The sequence below is a fragment of the Streptomyces kronopolitis genome (assembly GCF_050953795.1).
Taxonomy (GTDB): Bacteria; Actinomycetota; Actinomycetes; order Streptomycetales; family Streptomycetaceae; genus Streptomyces; species Streptomyces kronopolitis_A.
The window spans coordinates 3,162,944-3,181,105 of sequence record NZ_CP191850.1; the positions used below are offsets into that span (position 1 = coordinate 3,162,944).

The following is an 18,162-nucleotide window of genomic DNA, read 5'->3' on the forward strand; positions in this document are numbered from 1 at the left end:
GCCGGCGGGCTGTGCAACGGGTCTACGGCATCGGACCCGGCCCGGCACTACGGCGCGCCGACCGCCGGGCACCGAACGCCGCCGGGGAGCGGGCTCCGGCGGCGGCGGCTCTCACCCTTTCAGCGCAGATCCGGTGACCGTGCCGCCCCGGGCGAGTTGAACGGACCGGTCTTGTGCATCGCCAGTCCGGAAAGGCGTGGTCCACGTATGAAGCCCCGGCTCACCGTCGTCGTCCCGGTTCATCGCACCGAGGGGTCCGAGCGCAATCTGGAGGAGTGCCTGGAGTCGGTCGCGGCGCAGACGCTGACCGCGCTGGATGTGGTGATGGTGGACGGCCCGCCCGCGCCGGGCGGCGGGGACGGCGCGGCACCGGGCACGCCCGCGGCCCTCGCCCGCCGCTTCGCCGAGCGGGACCCGCGCTTCCGGATCGTCCACCACCCCGGGAGCGACCCGGCCCCCGGCTGTGGCGCGGCCCGCAACACCGGCGCCCGGCACGCCTATCCGCACACCGCCTACCTGGCTTTTCTCGACGCCGACGACGTGCTGCTGCCGCGCGCCTACGAGGACCTCACCGGCCTGCTGGACAAGTCCGGCGCGGACCTGGCGACCGGCAACGTCTACCGGCTCGGCGCGGCGGGCCGCAGCCAGTGCGCGCACCACGCGGCCGGCCGGGAGACCGCCCTGCGCACCCACATCAGCGAGGACCTCACGCTGCTGTCGGACCACTTCGCCCGCAACAAGGTCTTCCGCCGCACCTTCTGGGACGCCCATGAACTCGCTTTCCCCGAGGGCGAGTTCTGCCATGACGCGGCGGTGACGCTGCGCGCGCACTTCCTCGCCGAGGCGGTCGACGTGCTGCACGAGCACGTCTGCTACTGGCGGCTGCCGGAAGGCCCCGAGCGCCACCGGCGACCCGATGCCAAGGGCGTGCGGGAGCGGTTCGCGGTGGTGGCCGGCATCCGGCGGTTCCTCGACGACCCGGCGCACCCCCGGCTCGGCGCCCACCGGCGCGACTTCGACCGCGCGCAGCTCACCGGCGGGCTGCTCGACCTGGTCGACGCGCTGCCGGGAGCCACGCCCGAGTTCCGCACGGCGTTCCTGGACTGCGCCCGCGGCTTCCTCGCCGGCGTCGACCCGCGGCTGTTCCGCACGCTCCCCGTGGAGCTGCGGATGCGCTGGTACCTGATCCGCACCGGACGGCTGAGCGGGCTGCTCGCCCTGCTCGGCCACGAGGCCCGCAACCCGGCCGGGTTCACCGTCGCCGGGCCGCCGCTGCGCAAGCGGGCGGTACTGCCGCTGACGCCGCCGCTGGAGCTGCCGCCCGGCGTGACCCGGCTGGACCGCGCCGACTTCCCCGTCCGCGCCCGGGTCGTCGCGGCGTCGTGGCAGGACGGCACGCTGGTGCTGCGCGGCTACGCCTACCTCCGCAACCTGGGCGCCCCGGCCCGGCACAGCTACCTCAAGACGGCGGTGCTCTCGTGCGGGCGGCGGCGGGTGCTGCTGCCGCTGCGGCCGGTCCTGATGCCGGCCGCGACCGCCGAGTCCGGTCAGGAGCAGCACTGTTACGACTGGTCGGGCTTCGAGGTGCGGCTCGATGTGGCCCGGCTGCGCAGGGGCGGGCGCTGGGAGGAGGGCGAATGGACGGTCGGGGTGCTGCTGACCTCGGCGGGCGTGCTGCGGACCGCGCCGCTGGCGGCGCCCGAGACCGGCTCGGGCGCCGCCCCCTGCGCCCATGAGGTGGCCGGGGACACCGCGGGCGACGGCGTGCGGATCACGCCCCGGTACGCGGACGGGCGGCTGCGGCTGTCGGTGACCCGCCGCACCCGGCGGCTGGCCGGCCGGCACGCGGCGGCGGCCGGGACCCTGGACCTGACCGTCACCGCGCCCGGCCCGCCGCCGGTCGCGCTGCGGGTGACCCACCGGGCGACCGGCACGGTGGTGTCGTTCCCGGTGGAGACCGAGCCGCCGGGCGAGCCGGACCCCGCGGGGGCGAGGCCGACGCCGCCCGCCGGCCGGCTGACCTTCCGCATCCGTCTCGACGCCCTGGCCGCCGCGCGCCCCAGCCGGGACGGGGCGCCGCGGGCCATCGCGCCGGCGCACACCGAGAGCTGGGTGCCCGAGCTGGTGCTGCCCGGCGGCGGCACCGACCCGATCGCCTGCGACCCCTGGCTCGCCCCGCTCTCCTGTCCGCTGCCGCACGGCCGCGAGCTGATCGTCGCGGCCACCCCGGCCGGCGACCTCGTACTGCACGACCGCCTCCCGCAGCCGTACCTGGACCGGGCCCTGTGGCGTCCGGACGGCACCCTGCTGGTGGCGGGCCGGCTGCCGGACGCCGCGCCGCACGCCACCGAACTGGTCCTCAAGCACGCCGCCCACGCCACCGAGCTGGCCTTCCCCGCCACCCACGACGACGGCCGCTTCCACTGCGCGCTGCCGCTGGGCGCGCTGCCCTCGCTCGCCGGGACGGTGCCGCTGCGCGAGGGCCGCTGGACGCTGCACCTGCGCGAACAGGGCGCGCCCGGCTCCCCGCTGGACGCCCCGGTGCGCTGCGCGCCCACCGTCCTGGACGGGCTGCCCGCCGGCCGCACGGTCCGCGGCAAGCCGCTCACCCTCGACCGGCACCGGCACGACGAGACCCTGATCACCGCGGGCCCCGCGCTGCCCGCCACCGACCGCGGCCCCTACCGCCGCCGGATGCTGCGCGAACAGCACTACGCGCTGCACCGCTCCCGCCCGCTGCGCGACACCGTCCTCTACAGCAGCTTCGGCGGCCGCGCGTACGGGGATTCGCCGCGCGCGGTGCACGAGGAGCTGGTCCGCCGGGACCTGGACGCGGAGCATCTGTGGGCGGTGCGCGACGCCCAGAGCGCGGTGCCGGAGACGGCCCGGGCGGTGCTCGTGGGCAGCGCCGAGTGGCACGGCGCGCTGGCGCACAGCCGCTGGGTGGTCACCAACACCCATCTGCCGCGCTGGTTCACCCGGCGCGGCGGCCAGCGCATCATCCAGACCTGGCACGGCACCCCGCTCAAGCGGATCGGCGCCGATCTGACCGGCACCCTGTGCGCGGGGCTGGCCCATCTGGCGCCGCGGCCGCGGGTGAGCCGGCAGTGGAGCGTGCTGCTGTCGCCCAACGCCCACAGCACCCCGGTGCTGCGCTCCGCGCTCGGCTACTCCGGCCGGCTGGTGGAGACCGGGCTGCCGCGCACCGACGCCTTCTTCGCGCCCGACCGCGACCGGATCGCGGCCGCGGTGCGCGCGCGGCTGGGCATCGAGCCCGGCCGGAAGGTCGTGCTGTACGCGCCGACCCCGCGCGACGACCTGGCCTACGACGCCGGACACCACCGGCTGCACCTGCCGCTCGACCTGGACCTGGCGCGGCGGGAGCTGGCGGACGACCACGTGCTGCTGGTCCGCGGCCATCCGCTGGTCGCCGACCGGCTGCCCGCCCACCACGCGCCCTTCGCCCTGGACGTCTCCGCCCACCCCGACGCCACCGAGCTGCTGCTGGCCGCGGACGTGCTGGTGACCGACTACTCCTCGCTGGCCGCCGACTTCGCCAACACCGGCCGCCCGATGCTCTTCCTCACCCCGGATCTGCCGCACTACCGCGACACCCTGCGCGGCTTCACCCTCGACTTCGAGGCGCGGGCGCCGGGTCCGCTGCTCACCGATACCGGTGAACTGATCGACGCGCTGCGCGACTTGACGGCGATCGCCGCGGCGGGCGCGGAGGCCTACGCGGATTTCCGGGAGGCCTTCTGCCACCGGGACGACGGCGGGGCCGCGGGCCGGGTCGCGGATCTGATGGAGCGGTGAGCGCGGGCCGATCCGCCGCAAGGTGGTGGCGTGCGGATCGGCATCGTGCGGCGCTCGCGTCGTTACAGCATGTGCAGGTCCTCTTACGGGCCCTGCACACCCCAAGCCCCGACTTCCGCCGGGTAAGAAGACGGCAAGACGGTGGAAAAGCGGAGCGGCGGGTGCAACCGCTCGACGGGATTCGCCCTCTGAACCATCGGAAATGGGTTCGGATCCCGCTCGCGCCACGAGATGCTGTCGACACGAAATGTAGATTCAGTGACTGTGAAAGAAGCCCTGGAGCCGCTGCCGGCGGGGCCCACCATCACGCCATCCGCGCAGGTCAGCATCGTCGTCATCGCCTTCAACGACGTCGCCCACGTCTGCGACGCGGTGCGCTCGGCACTCGCGCAGGGCGACACGGTCACCGAAGTGATCGCGGTGAACGACGCCTCCACCGACGGGACCGGCGCCGCCCTGGACGCCCTCGCCCACGGCGCACCGCGGCTGCGCGTCCTGCACCGCGAGCGCAACAGCGGCGGCTGCGGCACCCCGCGCAACGACGGGCTGCGCGCCGCCACCGGGCGCTATGTGATGTTCCTGGACAGCGATGACGTGCTGCCGCCGGGCGCGGTCCCGGCGCTGCTGGCCGCCGCGCTGGAGCACGACGCCCCGGTCGCGGCCGGCGCCTGCGTCCGCCGGGAGCTGCCCGCGCGCCGCGACGTCCCCTGGCAGCCCGCCCTCTACCGCGAGCCGGCCGTGCACGACTCCGCCGAGGCCAGCCCCCAGCTGGTCCGCGACACGCTCTGCGTCAACAAGCTCTACGCGCGGGCGTTCCTGGACGGGCACGGCATCACCTTCCCCGAGGGCCGCTTCACCTACGAGGACTTCGTCTTCACCGCGCGGGTGCTGGCGGCCGACCCGCGGATCGCGACCATTGCCGACCGCGTCTACATCTGGCACGTGCGCCGCTCGGCCGCCAAGCAGTCGATCTCGCTGGACCGCACGGACGTCGCCAACTGGCAGGCCCGGATCGCGGCCCACCGCGCCAGCGTGCAGATCTTCAAGGACGCCGGCCTCAAGGCGCTGGCGCACGCCGCGGGCACCAAGTTCCTCGACCACGACCTGCGGATGTACGTCCGTGAGCTGCACACCCGCGGCGCCGACTACCGCGCCGAGTGGTGGAGCCTGACCCGCGACTACCTGGCCGGCTTCGAGGAGGCCGATCTGCGCGCCGCCCGTGCCCCGGCCCGCTGGCTGGCCCGCGTCGTGGTGGCCGCCCCGGCCCCGCGGGACCTGGACCGGCTGACCCAGCTGGCGGCCCGCCCCGGCCGGCTGCTGCCGCCGTACACGGAGGTCGACGGCCGCGCGGTGTGGTCCCCGGACCTGCCCGACGTCGAGCTGGACGCGATCGGCAGCAAGCCGACGCACCGGCTGCCGGTGACCATCGACGCCGAGCCCTGTGTCACCGGCCGCGGGGTGCTGCGGCTGCGCATACACGATCTGTACGGGCGGCTGGCGGCGGCCGGGCCGCAGAGCATCGACATCGAGCTGCACCGCCGCCGCGACGAGCGGCGCGGCCCGGTCCACACCGCCGCGCTCACCCGCGCGGCCCCGACCGCCGCCGGCTCGCACGCCTGCTGGACCGCCGAGGTCGCGCTGGACCTCGGCGCCCTGGTCGAGCCGGGCGAGAACGGCGCCGACCCCGAGCCCTGGGACCTGATGGCGCAGGTCAGCTGCGTGAACGGGGCCGGTTTCCGGGCCTCGCTGCGGGCCAAGGGCCCGGGGCTGCGGCGCCGGGTGCTGCTCAGCCGGCGGCATCTCTTCCTGCTGGTGCAGCCGTACGCGACGACCGGCGGGGCGCTGTCGCTGCGGGTCGCCTCCGGCGTGCGCAGCGTGTGGCGGATCGCCGCCCGGCGGCTGCGCCGCTGACCGCCGCGGCCCGCTCCTCTTCCCTGTCGGACCCCGAGCCTAGGATTGGCGCTATGTCTTACTTGATCACGGGTGGTGCCGGATACATCGGCTCCCATGTCGTACGGGCCCTGCGCCAGGCGGGCGAGACGGTCGTCGTGCTCGACGACCTGACGTCGGGCGTGTCCGCCCGGATCCCGGAGGGCGTCCCGCTGGTCGTGGGCTCCACCCTCGACCGCACGCTGCTCGACGAGACCATCGCCGCCCACGGCGTCACCGATGTCGTGCATCTGGCCGCCAAGAAGCAGGTCGGCGAGTCCGTCGAGATGCCGCTGCTCTACTACCGCGAGAACGTCCACGGTCTGCAGACGCTGCTGGAGGCGATGGCCGCGGGCGGCGTGGGCCGCCTGGTCTTCTCCTCCTCGGCCGCGGTCTACGGCATGCCCGACGTCGACCTGGTCACCGAGGACACCCCCTGCGTGCCGATCAACCCGTACGGCGAGACCAAGCTCGTCGGCGAGTGGATGGCCCGTGCGGTGGGCAGGGCGCACGGCATCAGCACCGCCTGCCTGCGGTACTTCAACGTCGCCGGCGCGGCCGCCCCGGAGCTGGCCGACACGGGCGTCTTCAACATCGTGCCGATGGTCTTCGAGCGGCTCACCGAGGGCGCGCCGCCGCGCATCTTCGGTGACGACTACGACACCCCCGACGGCACCTGCATCCGCGACTACATCCATGTCGCCGACCTCGCCGAGGCCCATGTGGCGGCCGCCCGCAAGCTCGCCGAGCCCGGCCCGGTGCGCGATCTGACCCTCAACATCGGCCGCGGCGAGGGCGTCTCGGTACGCGAGATGATCGACCTGATCACCGAGATCACCGGCCACGCCGGCGTCACCGCCGAGGTCACGCCCCGCCGGGCGGGCGACCCGGCCCGGGTGGTCGCGGCCGCCGACCGGATCACCGGCGAGCTGGGCTGGAAGGCGCGGCACGACGTCCGCGACATGATCACCTCGGCCTGGACGGGCTGGCAGCACCACCACGCACGGGCCTGACCGGCGCCCGCCGTCCGCCGCGGCCGGGTGGGGCGTCACGCTCCCGCCCGGCCACGCCGCTTCAGTGCAGCGGGTGCGAGGTCCGGCCGGACGCCTCGTCGATCTCGTCGTGGGCCTTGGTCAGCAGCTTCATCGCCAGCTCGTTGAGGGCTCTGGCCCCCGCGACCTCCTCGCCGACCCGCGGCTGATGGGAGTCGGCGGGGTGCCGGCTGCTGTGGCCGTGGGCCCGGACCTCGCTCCCGTCGGGGAGCCGCACCAGGGCCGCGGCGCGGGTGCGGTGGGTGTCCTCGTCGAATTCCAGCTCGACGTGCCATCCGACAACGGTCTGCAGCATCACGATCACCTCCGGAGCCCCTGTTTCCAGCGTGCGCCCGCCGCCGCGCGCGTGCACGGCGTGCCGGTGCGACGGCCGGGCCGTCGCCCGCCCCTCCCCGCTCAGCCGCGCAGGCGCCGGAGGCGGCCGAGCGCGCGCCGGAGCCTCGCCCGGGTGCCGGCCGGCGGCACGGTGAGGGCCAGCTGTTCCTGGGCGCCGGGCGGGGCGCCGGCCGGACGGACCGGCAGCTCGCGGCGGAGCGCACCCGCGGTCACCCGCAGGACCACCCGCCAGGTGCCCGGGGGCCCGCCGCGCAGCAGGGAGCGCACGGTGTAGTGGTCGCCGGCCTCCCTCACGGCCGTGGTGCGCAGGGCCACCGTGCGTGTCCCGTCGACGAGGAGCAGCCGCAGCTCGGCATCCACGGGGCAGCCGGGCAGGGTGAGGTGCGCGGTGAGGGTGGCGCGGCCGGAGCGGGTGGCGTCCGCGGTGCCGCGCAGATCCGCGCCGAGCGGCCGGCCCGCCCCGTCGCGGCCCAGGTCGAGGTGGAGATGGCCGTGCGGCCGGGAGAGGAACAGCGCCGCGACGGCGGGGCCCGCCGGCCCGCGGCCGGCGATCCGCGGGGCGAAGTCCGGGCCGCCGTCCCCGTCCTCGGGGACCAGCCAGGCCTCACGGCGCAGCGCCGGCCCGCCCGCGCCACCGGTGCCGTACGCGGTGAGCGCCAGCTTGAAGCCCCAGGTGCCGTCGGGCAGCGGCCCGGCGTCCGCGGCGGTCGCCGGGTCGACGGCGGCCTGCCAGGCGCCGTCCTCGTAGCGGGCCGGGACGCGGTGGGTGGTGCCGCCGCGGCGCAGGAGCAGCTCGGCGCCGTCGCCGCCGAGCGGGGGGAGTGTGGCGGTGCCCCGCAGGTGCAGGACGCCGCCCACCCAGTGCGGGTGGTCCAGCCGCTGGCGCAGCGCCACGCGGTCGGTGAGGTCGTAGCAGGCGTCGGGGATCGCGCGCCGCGGATCGCGGAAGTAGGGGTAGCCGGCGTACAGCCGCCCGTCGTCGTCGAGGTGCGGCGGGCCGGGCCGGGACTCGGTGTCGGCCCGGACGACGGCGGTCAGCTCGTCGTCGAGCCCGGCGCGCAGGCAGTGGGCGCGCAGCCGCAGGCCGGGTGGCAGGGCGGCGCGCACCCGGTCGGTGAGGTAGCGCGCCACGAGCGGGCGGGCGGCGGCGGCCATCGCCCGGCGGCCGGCCGCGTCGCGGCCGAGGTAGGAGGCCCCGAAGGGCATGAGTATCTCGCCGTGGAAGTGCCGGACCATCAGCTTGTCGCGGTCGGCGCCGGGCGGGACCTCGTCGGCGACCCGGTCGAGGACGGTGCCGATGTAGTCGAGGTACTCGCACCAGTCGATGTCCTGGCGGGTGGCGTTGCTGTTGTCCTCGCGTCCGTGCAGGTAGTAGCAGGTGCGGTCGGCGAAGACGGAGACCACCTCGGCGCGCAGCAGCGCGGTGATGCCGAACGGCAGGTCCTCGGCCAGCAGCCGGCCCTCGACGAAGCGCAGCCGGTGCCGTTCGACGAAGGAGCGGCGGAAGAGCTTGTAGGCGGCCAGCGACCAGTAGACCGGGGAGTCGAAGACGGAGACCTCTTCGCTGGTGGTGCGCAGGTCGACGGGGGCCGCGCGGCCGTCGGCGCCGGCTATCCGGCCGTAGACGACGTCCGAGCCGTTTTTCTGGGCCGTCCGGGTGAGCCAGTACAGCGCCTCGGTGTCGAGGCGGTCGTCGGAGTCGAGGAAGAAGACGTAGTCGCCGGTGGCCCGGTCCAGTCCGGCGTTGCGCGGCCGGCCGGCGCCGCCGGAGGCCTCCTGGCGCAGCACGGTGAGGTTGGGCCGGCGGCGGGCCTGCTCGGCCAGCCATTCCGCGCTGCCGTCGGTGGAGCCGTCATCGACCGCGATCACCTCGATCCGCCGCTGGTCCAGCGTCTGCGCGAAGACGGAGCCGAGGCTGCGGTCGAGGTAGCGCCGGGTGTTGTGCACCGGCACGATCACGGAGACGGTCGGCGCCGCGTCGTGGGGCCCGGTGGGGGCCGTGGTCGCGAGGTCGTCAGAAACGGGCACCGTGCCCTCCGTTCATTTCCGCAATCCCTCGAAAGACCCGGCGTCCCAGCCAGGCAAAAGGGACTATTAAGACATATAACGTGGGGTGAACGTTCGCCGATCGTGGAGGAGTGCCGGTGGCTCCGACGCCCGCCACCCCACAAGAGGCGGTCCGGCCCCTGGAGGTTGCCCCTCCCCTTCCCGCGGGGGAACACCGCACCGCCGCCCGCCGGACCCTCACCCGGCTGACGGCCCCCGGGCTCGCTGCGGCACTGTCCATGGGCGCCTACTGCCTCGGGCTCGCCCTCTGCGGCAGCTATCCCTTCGGTCCGCGCTCCCGTGCCGTCAACGACCTGGGCAACCAGTTCGTGCCCTTCCACGTCCGGCTGTGGGACCTGCTGCACGGCGCCACCGGCGGCGACCTGTTCTTCAACTGGGGCAGCGGCTACGGCGTCCCCTTCCTCGCCGACTTCTTCACCTATCTCATGAACCCGTTCTCCTGGCTCGTCGGACTCTTCCCGCGCGCCCTGACCGACCTCCCGGTCTTCCTGGTCACCCTGCTCAGCATCGGCCTGGGCACCGCACTGATGACCGTCCTCCTGGGCCGGCTGCGGCCGGGCTCCGGTGTGCTGCGGGCGCTGCTGGCGACCGGCTACGGGCTGTGCGCCTGGGTGCTGAACGACGGGTTCGCCGACCCGATGTGGATGTGGGGCCTGGTCGCGCTGCCGCTGACCGGGATCGCCGCGGACTGGTGCCTGCGGCGCACCCGCTGGGTGGCCGGCAGCCTGCTGGTCGCCCTCGCCTGGGCGGGCAACTTCTACACGGCGGCGATGGCGACCCTGGCCACCGCGCCGGTACTGGGCCTGCGGCTGCTGACGGCCACCCGGATGCCGCGCGGCGACCGGCTGCGGGCGGCGGGCCGCGCCGTCTCGATGGCGCTGACCGGCATCCTGCTCGCCGCGCCCGTCCTGACCGTCACCTTCCGGGCCAGCCGTGCCGCCCAGCCGGCTCCCCCGGTGTCCTACCCCGGCCGGCCCTCCGTCCTCCTCCAGCTGTCGCAGCTGCTGCCCGGCGGCCACGACGGGGCGGTGGCCCCGAACGTCTTCATCGGGGTGCCCGGACTGCTGCTGGTGGCCGCCTTCCCGTTCGTGCGCGCGATTCCGCCGCGGGTGCGCCTGGGCTGGTACGCGCTGGCGGCCGCGGTCGCCTGGTCGTTCGTCCAGGAGCCGACGATCCTGCTGTGGCACGGCTTCGCGCTGCCCAACGGCAGCCCCTACCGCGCCGCCTTCGTGCTCAGCGGGATCCTCGTGATGATCTCCTGGCTCGCGCTGGCGCACCGCCCGCGGCCCGGCGAACTGGCCGCCGGCGCGGGGCTGGTCGCCGCGCTGGCCTGGCTCTGCCGCGACCAGGGGGCGATCGGCAGCGCCACCTGGATCCTGGTGGCCGGCGGCGGCACCGCGGCCCTTCTGGCGCTGGCCGCGCTCGGCGCGCTGCCGGGCGGCCGGGCCCGCGGGGCCGTCACCGCCGCGCTGGCCGGCACCGTCCTGCTCGGCTCGGCGTACACGGTCTTCTCGGTGACGGTGGCACGGGACCGGATCCCTTGGTTCCGGCCCAAGATCACGCTGACCGGGGCGTCGCTGGCGGCCCGGGACGCGCTGGCCGCCCGCAGCGACTGGCCCCGCTCGCGCACCGATCCGGGCCCGCACGAGTTCGCCAACAACGACCCTCTGCTGCTCGGCGGCGAGGGCGGCGCGTACTACAGCAGCTACGTACCCGCGGCCACCGCCCGCACGCTGCGGGGACTGGGCGCCGGGTGGTACATGAGGGGCCGTCACACCCTCAGCTTCGAGGACCCGGCGGGTCAGGCGGCCATGGGCGTCGGCGGCTTCCTGTCCCCGGTGCCGCAGCGCCGCACCCGCTTCGTCCCCCACCGCGCGCACCCGGCCCCGCTGCTGACCGTCCGCGACACCCTGGCGCCCGCGGCCCCCGGGGAGACCGTGTTCGCCCGCCAGGAGCGGGTGCTGGGCGCGGCGGTCTACCAGGTGCCGGCGCTGACCCCCGCGGCGGGCGCGGCCCCGGTGCCCGTCCGCGGCGGCTGGCTGCTGCGCCCGGCCGGGCCGCCCGGCGCACGCCCCGCGGCGGGCCCGAGCGGCCCGGGCACCACCTTCACCGCGCACTGCACCCCCGGCAGCACCGCCGTGTGGGCGGCGCCGTGGTTCTCCGGGCGGGTCAGCGGGCTGGGCGGGCGCAGCACGGGGATCGGCAGCGCCGATGTCACCGCCAATCCGGTCCGGACGCTGGGCCGGGTGCCCGCGGACGGCCGGGTGGCGGTGCGCTTCACCGGGCGGGGGCCGCAGCGCGTCCCCGGGCACGCCGTCGGCTGCCTGTCCCGCAAACGGCTGGCCGCGGCGGTGGACGCGCTGCGCGCCCGGGGCCCGGTGGCGCTGTCCGCGGGCGGCCACCGGCTGACGGCCCGGCTGCGGCCGGGAAGCCGGGGCAGCGCGGTGCTGGCGCTTCCGGCGGTCGCGGGGTGGGGCTGTTCGGTGGACGGCGGCCCGCGCCGCGCGCCGCGCCCGTTCGCCGGTCTGGCGGCCGTCCCGCTGGGCTCGGGGGCCTCCCGGCTGTCGTGTTCCTACCGGCCGCCGGGCCTCACGGCCGGGCTGGCGGCGAGCGCGGCGGCGGCGCTGGTGCTCGCCGTGGCGGCCGCGGCCGGGGCGGTCCGGGGCCGACGGCGCGTCACACCACCACGCCGCCCAGATCGTGACATTCCCACACATTTGTAGAATCAGCCTTCAGGGGACGGCGTCCGCGCCGTCCGCTGTCCCCGGCGAAAAGGCCTGCCCATGAAGCTCTCCATCGTCGTCCCCTGCTACAACGAAGAGGCCGTCCTGAGCCGCTTCGACGACACGATCCGCACGGTCCTCGCCGGGCTCGCCGTCGAGTACGAACTCTGCTACGTCGACGACGGCAGCGCCGACGGCACCCTGGCCCGGCTGCGCAGCCTCGCCCAGCAGCACCGCGGCACCACCCGCTACCTCTCCTTCAGCCGCAACTTCGGCAAGGAGCCCGCCATACTGGCCGGCCTGCGGGCCGCCGACGGCGACGCGGTGATCCTCATGGACGCCGACCTCCAGCATCCGCCCGCGCTCATCGAGAAGATGCTCGACCTCTACCAGCTCGGCCACGACCAGGTCGTCGCCAAGCGCACCCGGCACGGCGACCGGCGGCTGCGGTCCGCGCTGAGCAGGCTCTACTACCGCGCCGTCAACCGCTGGGTGGACGTCGAACTCACCGACGGCGTGGGCGACTTCCGGCTGCTGTCCCGCACGGCCGTGGACGCCCTGCTCTCCCTGCCGGAGTACAACCGCTTCTCCAAGGGCCTGTTCTCCTGGATCGGCTTCGACACGGTCACCTTCGACTACCGCAACGCCGCCCGGGGGGCGGGCGAGACCAAGTGGCACCTCGGCTCGCTGGTCAACTACGGCATCGACGGCATGCTCTCCTTCAACTGCCGCCCGCTGCGGCTGGCCATCTACGCCGGGCTCGGACTGGCCTCGCTCGCCGCCCTCTACACCCTGTGGATCATCGGCGCGGCGCTCGTCGGCGGGGTCACCGCGCCGGGCTACGTGACGCTGGTGGCCATCATCGTCGGCCTGGGCGGACTGCAGATGGTGATGCTCGGGCTGATCGGCGAGTACATCGGACGGATCTACTACGAGGCCAAGCGGCGGCCGCACTTCCTGGTGAAGGAGAGCAACACCGCCGCCCCCGTGCCCGCGACCGCCCCGGCCGACGCCGCCCCCGCCGGCTCCCGGGCCGGCTGATGCGCGCACTGCCGGCGCTCGCCCCCTGGGGCCAGCTCCTGCGCTTCGCCACCGTCGGCGGGGTCAACACCCTGACGTTCTACGCCTGTTACCTGCCGCTGCGCCGGACCCTGCCGTACTTCGCGGCCTACACCGGCGCCTTCGCGCTGAGCATGCTCGGCTCGTTCCTCCTGAACACCTACTTCACCTACCGCACCCGGCCGACCTGGAAGAAGTTCCTGCTCTTCCCGCTGACCCAGGTCACCAACTACGCGGCGCAGAGCGCGGGGCTGGTGGCGCTGGTGAGCTGGTGCGGGCTGAACACCGCGGTGGCGCCGCTGGCGGCGGCGCTGCTCGCCCTCCCGTTCACGTTCCTGGTCTCCCGCCGCATCCTGCGCCCGCCCGCCCGGACCGCTCAGCCACCGCTGCGCTCCGGCGGGCGGGTCTGAGCCCGCCAGCCCCCGAACGGCGCACGCGGCCCGGGCCCGGTCTGCCGGGCGGTGTAGAGCCGGCCGTCGGTGCCCAGCGCGACCACCACCGCCCGCCCTGCGGCGTCCTGGGCGACCCCGGCCGCCGCCGAATGCGCCACCCGGCCCCGCTGCCAGGGCCCGGGGCCGTCCTGCGCCATCGCCACCCGCACCTCCCCGGCGTCGTCGCGGGCCGCGAGCACCATCCGGTCCGCGCCCCCGGCCGGCGCCGCCGCCACCCGCCCGTACCCGCCGACCGCCGCGCAGCGCGCCGACACCCGCCAGCCGCCGATCCTGCGCGGCCGCTCGGCGATCAGCACCTGGGCGCTGCCCGAGCGCCGGAAGACGGCCCGCACCACCCCGTCGGCCAGCGGGACGAGGCTGACCGGGCCGGCCGGCTGCGGCAGCCCGGTGGCCGCGGCCGGCCGCGGCAGCCCCCCGGGCTCCTTGGACACCCAGTGCGCCACGGTCCCGGTGCTCGGCGCGGCCAGATGGACCAGCCCGTCGGAGTCCACGCAGGCGTCCAGCCCGTCGACGATCCGCGGCGACGCCTGGAGCGTGCTGACCGTGCCCTCCAGCCGCTGCCACGGCGAGAAGCCGAGGCCCGGACGGCCGCCGCGGTGGGCGATGTTGCCGTCCCAGGTCCGTACGAAGACGTGCACCGTGCCGTCCGGGGCGGCCACCGCCGCCGGGAAGCCGGTCTCCAGCGAGCGGACCGGGTCCGCGTCCGGGGCGCCCAGCGATTCCCAGCCCGCGAAGACGGGCACCCCGTCGTGGCCGGTGCCGGTCTGCGGCGCGGTCAACAACTCCCGGTGGTGGCCGGTGTGACGGCCCGGCAGCACGGTGCGCGAGGCGAAGAGCTGGAGCGTGCCGTCCGGGCGGCGCACCGCATGGATCTGCCCCTGCAACCGCCCCCCGCCGACCGGCACCGGTGCCCCGAAGCTGCCGCTGCCCGGCCGGGTCTCGGCCCAGCAGTACGCCCGGCCGCCCAGGACCGCGAAGGCGGCGAGCCGGCCGTCCTGCGCCGGGCGGAGCCAGGCGTTCGAGCCGGGTGCCCGCAGCCGGGTGCCGCGGGTCCAGTGGCGCGCGACGCCGCTGAGCGCCGCGCCGCCCACCTTGCGGTCACCACAGCCGGCCGGGTCGCCGCAGGCGCGGTGGTCGGCCCAGCCGTAGATCGACAGCAGCGCGGCCTTGCGGCGGGTGGTGCGCGGGTCGATGCCGTCCGGCAGCACCCCGGTCTCGTAGCCGAGGTAGTTCTCCACGATCGGCGGCCGGCCGCGGTCGGCGTAGGCGGCCAGCGCGGCCTCGGCGAAGTAGGCCGAGGCGGTGTGGTCCTGGTGGTCGTAGTAGCGCGGCCCGGCCAGCCGGGGGTCGAGGTCCGCGGTGGCCGGCGGCCGTCTGCGCGCATGCACCGCGTTGGGGTCCAGGGTCCGTACGACCGTGGGCCGGGCCCGGTCGAGCACCGCCACCAGCGTCCGGATGACCTGCTCGCGGGTGTAGTGGTACTGCCGCCGCACCGGGGTGCCGGCGGGGCGCAGCGTGGGCAGGGTGGCGGCGGCCCCGAGCCACAGACCGCGCAGGCTGACCGTGCGGGCCTGCCAGACGGCCCGGGACTCCACCAGCTCCAGGAAGATCAGCTGGTGCTGCGGGGCGTCGTGCAGCGTCTGGATCTCCACTTCCAGGCCGGGGAGCAGGGAGCGGGCCGCGACGTCCCAGCGGGCGGCCGGGCTGCCGGTGACCATGACGGCGTGCGCGGCCCGCAGCCCGTTGGCCCGCGCCCGGGCGAAGGCGGCCCGGTCCACCGGGACCCGGCCGGGGTCGGGGGCGCGGCGGCTGACGTTGTGGCCGTCGGCCTCGCCGCCCGTGAGGCAGACGGTGACCGAGCGCGCCCCGCTGCGCAGGGACTGCTCCAGGTCGGGGTTCATGAAGAACAGGCCGTCGTCGGCGTGCGCGACGATGTGCACGAAGGACTGGTCGGCCGGGTCCACCAGGGAGTGCCCGGGGCCCGCCGGTCCGGCCGTGCGGGAGGCGTCGTCCGAGCGCCACGCCCAGACGCCGGCGCCCGCCGTCGCGGCGAGCAGCCCGCCACCGGTGACCTGGAGGAGCCGGCGGCGGGAGACGAGGGGCGGGTGCGCGGGTGACACACCCTCAGTATTCGGTCACCCGGGAGTTCCCGCCCGCCCGGAAATACCGTGCTTCGTCAGGTATGTGACGGGGCCCATGGAACTTTGAGATGACGAAGAACAACCTTTTCGAGTGAACAGCTGTCGTACGACTGACGACGCGAGAGACCCCTTTGGGGAGATTTCTACTTTCTGCACTCAGTTCATCACGAGGAGTAGCACCGCATGTCCGAGACAGGCCTTGACGCGGCACCCCGGTTCAGCATCATCGTCCCCGTGTTCCGGGTGCAGGGCTTTCTGCGCGCGTGCCTGGACTCGGTGCTGGCCCAGGAGTTCACGGACTTCGAGCTGCTCGCCGTCGACGACTGCTCCCCCGACCACAGCGGCGCCATCCTCGACGAGTACGCCGCCCGCGACCCCCGCGTCCACGTCCGCCACCTCCCGGAGAACGCCGGTCTGGGCCCGGCCCGCAACGCCGGCCTGGAGCGGGCCCGCGGCGACTACGTCCTCTTCCTCGACAGCGACGACACCCTCACCCCCGGCGCGCTCGGCGCCCTGGCGGACCGGCTGGCCGCCACCGCCGACCCCGAGGTCCTGATCTTCGACTACGCCCGCACCCACTGGGACGGCGCCACCCGCCGCAACTCCCTGTCCGGGCTGCTCGACGAGTCCGGCGCGCCGGTCTTCTCGCTGGCCGAGCGCCCCGGGCTGCTCGATCTGCTGCAGATCGTCTGGAACAAGGCCTACCGCCGCGACTTCGTCGAGGAGCACGGCTTCACCTTCCCCGCGGGTTACTACGAGGACGCCCCCTGGACGTTCTGCACCCTGATCACCGCACAGCGGATCGCCGTCCTGGACCGGGTCTGCCTGCACTACCGCCAGCGCCGGCAGGGCGGCAACATCCTGCGCACCACCAGCCGCAAGCACTTCGACGTCTTCGACCAGTACGCGCGGGTCTTCGCCCACCTGGACGCGCACCCCGGGCTGGAGCGCTGGCGCCCGCACATGTTCCGCAAGATGGTCGACCACTATCTGACCGTCCTGGACAAGCCCGGCCGGCTGCCGCGGGAGGCCACCGCTGAGTTCTTCCACCGCGCCGCCCGCGACTACCGGCTGCGGATACCGGCCGGCTTCGTCCGCCCCGGCGGCCTGGCCGGCGGCAAGTACGCGCTGCTCGCCACGGACGCCTACCCGGCGCTGGCCGGCCTCAAGGCGGCCGGCCGGGTGCGGCGCACGGTGCGCAAGCACGCCGGCAAGCGGGTCCGGCAGGCCAAGCGCAAGGCCGTGGACCTGCGCTACCGGGCGCTGCTGCGCCGGCCGCTGGACGAGAACCTCGCGGTCTACTCCGCCTACTGGAACCGCCTGCCGGCCTGCAACCCGCTGGCGGTCTACGAGAAGGCCAAGGAGCTGGCGCCCGGGGTGCACGGCGTCTGGGTCGTCAAGAAGCAGCTCGCCGAGGCCGGCGCGGTCCCGGCCGGCATCGACCACGTCGTGCTGAACTCGCCGCGCTACTGGGAGGTGATGGCCCGCGCCAAGTACCTCGTCAACAACGTCAACTTCGCGGACGACGTGGTCAAGCGCGAGGGCCAGATCCACCTCCAGACCCACCACGGCACCCCGCTGAAGTCCATGGGCACCGACCAGAAGCGCTACCCGGCCGCCGCCAAGGGCATGAGCTTTCGCAAGCTGCTGGCCCGCGCCGACCGCTGGGACTTCTCGCTCTCCGCCAACCCGCACACCACCGAGCAGTGGGAGCGGGTCTACCCCTGCGGCTTCGAGTCGGTGAACGCGGGCTACCCCCGCAACGACGTCTACTACCGGGCCACCGGCCAGGACGTCCTGGACATCCGCGCACGGCTGGGCATCGCGCCCGGCAGGACCGCGGTCCTCTACGCCCCGACCATGCGCGACTACCAGGTCGGCTACGTCCCCCGGCTCGACCTGGAGAAGCTCTCCCGCGGGCTGGGCGAGGACGTCGTCCTGCTGGTGCGCACCCACTACTTCTACGAGCGCGACCCCCGCCTCCAGGCGCTCCAGGAGCGCGGCGCGCTGATCGACGTCTCGGGCCACCCGGTCGTCGAGGAGCTGTGCCTGGCCGCCGACGCCCTGGTCACCGACTATTCGTCGATCATGTTCGACTACGCCCACCTCGACCGGCCGATCGTCACCTACGCCGACGACTGGGACACCTATGTGCGCTCCCGCGGCGTCACCTTCGACCTGCTCTCCGGCAATCCGGGCGACACCCCGGGGGCGATCGCCACCGATGAGGACGAGCTGATCGAGGTGTTCCGCAGCGGCCGCTGGGACGACGAGGCGGCCGCCGGGCTGCGCGCCGCGTTCCGCGCCCGGTTTTGCGTGTGGGACGACGGGCACGCCGCCGAGCGGGTCGTCCGCCGGGTCTTCCTCGGCCAGGAGGCGGCGCCGGCCCCGCTGCCGCCGGCCGCGCGCACCGTCGCCCCGTCCCCGCGCGCCGCGGCCGGCACGTCCGTCCACGGCACGCTGCCGCTCGCGGGCGGCCGGCTGCCCGCCCAGCGGGAGAGCAGCCCGGCCGACGCGGCCACGGACCTCGGGCTCGCGGGCTGAACCACCGCGGGGCGCCGCGGCGGACTCCCCGCCGCGGCGCCCC

10 protein-coding genes are annotated in these 18,162 nt (G+C 75.2%); 7 read left to right on the forward strand and 3 right to left on the reverse strand.

Annotated features, from left to right (window positions below):
• Positions 1-207: 207 nt before the first annotated feature.
• The 3 genes from ACQP17_RS13765 to galE all read left to right on the forward strand — a co-directional run bounded on the left by ACQP17_RS13765 (position 208) and on the right by galE (position 6,758).
• On the forward strand, positions 208-3,816 hold the full coding sequence (locus ACQP17_RS13765; RefSeq protein WP_433856539.1) for a bifunctional glycosyltransferase/CDP-glycerol:glycerophosphate glycerophosphotransferase: 3,609 nt from the start codon (positions 208-210) through the stop codon (positions 3,814-3,816).
• 264 nt (positions 3,817-4,080) lie between these two features.
• Complete coding sequence (locus ACQP17_RS13770) at positions 4,081-5,727, forward strand: glycosyltransferase family 2 protein (RefSeq protein WP_433859904.1); 1,647 nt, start codon at positions 4,081-4,083, stop codon at positions 5,725-5,727.
• A 53-nt stretch (positions 5,728-5,780) separates the two neighbouring features.
• Positions 5,781-6,758 carry a UDP-glucose 4-epimerase GalE gene (galE, locus tag ACQP17_RS13775; RefSeq protein ID WP_433856540.1) on the forward strand — a complete coding sequence of 326 codons (978 nt, stop codon included), beginning with the start codon at positions 5,781-5,783 and terminating at the stop codon, positions 6,756-6,758.
• 61 nt (positions 6,759-6,819) lie between these two features.
• Here the strand turns inward: galE and ACQP17_RS13780 are convergent, their stop codons facing one another.
• Both ACQP17_RS13780 and ACQP17_RS13785 read right to left on the reverse strand, forming a co-directional pair.
• Positions 6,820-7,092 carry a DUF1876 domain-containing protein gene (locus ACQP17_RS13780; RefSeq protein WP_364880837.1) on the reverse strand — a complete coding sequence of 91 codons (273 nt, stop codon included), beginning with the start codon at positions 7,090-7,092 and terminating at the stop codon, positions 6,820-6,822.
• Positions 7,093-7,193: 101 nt separating this feature from the next.
• Entirely contained in the window at positions 7,194-9,161 is a 1,968-nt protein-coding gene (locus tag ACQP17_RS13785) for a glycosyltransferase family 2 protein (protein ID WP_433856541.1), read from the reverse strand.
• A 116-nt stretch (positions 9,162-9,277) separates the two neighbouring features.
• On the opposite strand from ACQP17_RS13785, the gene ACQP17_RS13790 reads away from it, so the two are divergent.
• From ACQP17_RS13790 to ACQP17_RS13800, 3 genes are read left to right on the forward strand one after another with little or no spacing between them, the layout of a single operon-like run.
• The gene (locus tag ACQP17_RS13790) at positions 9,278-11,923 is read left to right on the forward strand and encodes a YfhO family protein (protein WP_433856542.1); all 2,646 of its coding nucleotides are present in this window, start codon (positions 9,278-9,280) and stop codon (positions 11,921-11,923) included.
• A 60-nt stretch (positions 11,924-11,983) separates the two neighbouring features.
• Positions 11,984-12,964 carry a glycosyltransferase family 2 protein gene (locus tag ACQP17_RS13795; protein WP_433856543.1) on the forward strand — a complete coding sequence of 327 codons (981 nt, stop codon included), beginning with the start codon at positions 11,984-11,986 and terminating at the stop codon, positions 12,962-12,964.
• Positions 12,964-13,392, forward strand: coding sequence for a GtrA family protein (locus tag ACQP17_RS13800; protein ID WP_433856544.1), 429 nt, complete (start codon positions 12,964-12,966; stop codon positions 13,390-13,392). The genes ACQP17_RS13795 and ACQP17_RS13800 overlap by 1 nt, the downstream gene beginning before the upstream one ends.
• On the opposite strand, the gene ACQP17_RS13805 is transcribed toward ACQP17_RS13800, so the two are convergent.
• A complete protein-coding gene (locus ACQP17_RS13805) occupies positions 13,359-15,554 on the reverse strand; it encodes a PIG-L family deacetylase (protein WP_433856545.1) in 2,196 nt (731 codons plus the stop codon). The two genes, ACQP17_RS13800 and ACQP17_RS13805, sit on opposite strands and share 34 nt — an antisense overlap.
• 204 nt (positions 15,555-15,758) lie before the next feature.
• On the opposite strand from ACQP17_RS13805, the gene ACQP17_RS13810 reads away from it, so the two are divergent.
• A complete protein-coding gene (locus ACQP17_RS13810; protein ID WP_433856546.1) occupies positions 15,759-18,119 on the forward strand; it encodes a bifunctional glycosyltransferase/CDP-glycerol:glycerophosphate glycerophosphotransferase in 2,361 nt (786 codons plus the stop codon).
• The last annotated feature ends 43 nt before the right edge of the window (positions 18,120-18,162 follow it).

Bases quoted from the DNA above. Each gene is read 5' to 3' on its own strand.
- ACQP17_RS13810 (WP_433856546.1), top strand. From the start codon at position 15,759: ATGTCCGAGACAGGCCTTGACGCGGCACCCCGGTTCAGCATCATCGTC.
- ACQP17_RS13765 (WP_433856539.1), top strand. From the start codon at position 208: ATGAAGCCCCGGCTCACCGTCGTCGTCCCGGTTCATCGCACCGAGGGG.
- ACQP17_RS13780 (WP_364880837.1), bottom strand. From the start codon at position 7,092: ATGCTGCAGACCGTTGTCGGATGGCACGTCGAGCTGGAATTCGACGAG.
- galE (WP_433856540.1), top strand. From the start codon at position 5,781: ATGTCTTACTTGATCACGGGTGGTGCCGGATACATCGGCTCCCATGTC.
- ACQP17_RS13800 (WP_433856544.1), top strand. From the start codon at position 12,964: ATGCGCGCACTGCCGGCGCTCGCCCCCTGGGGCCAGCTCCTGCGCTTC.
- ACQP17_RS13795 (WP_433856543.1), top strand. From the start codon at position 11,984: ATGAAGCTCTCCATCGTCGTCCCCTGCTACAACGAAGAGGCCGTCCTG.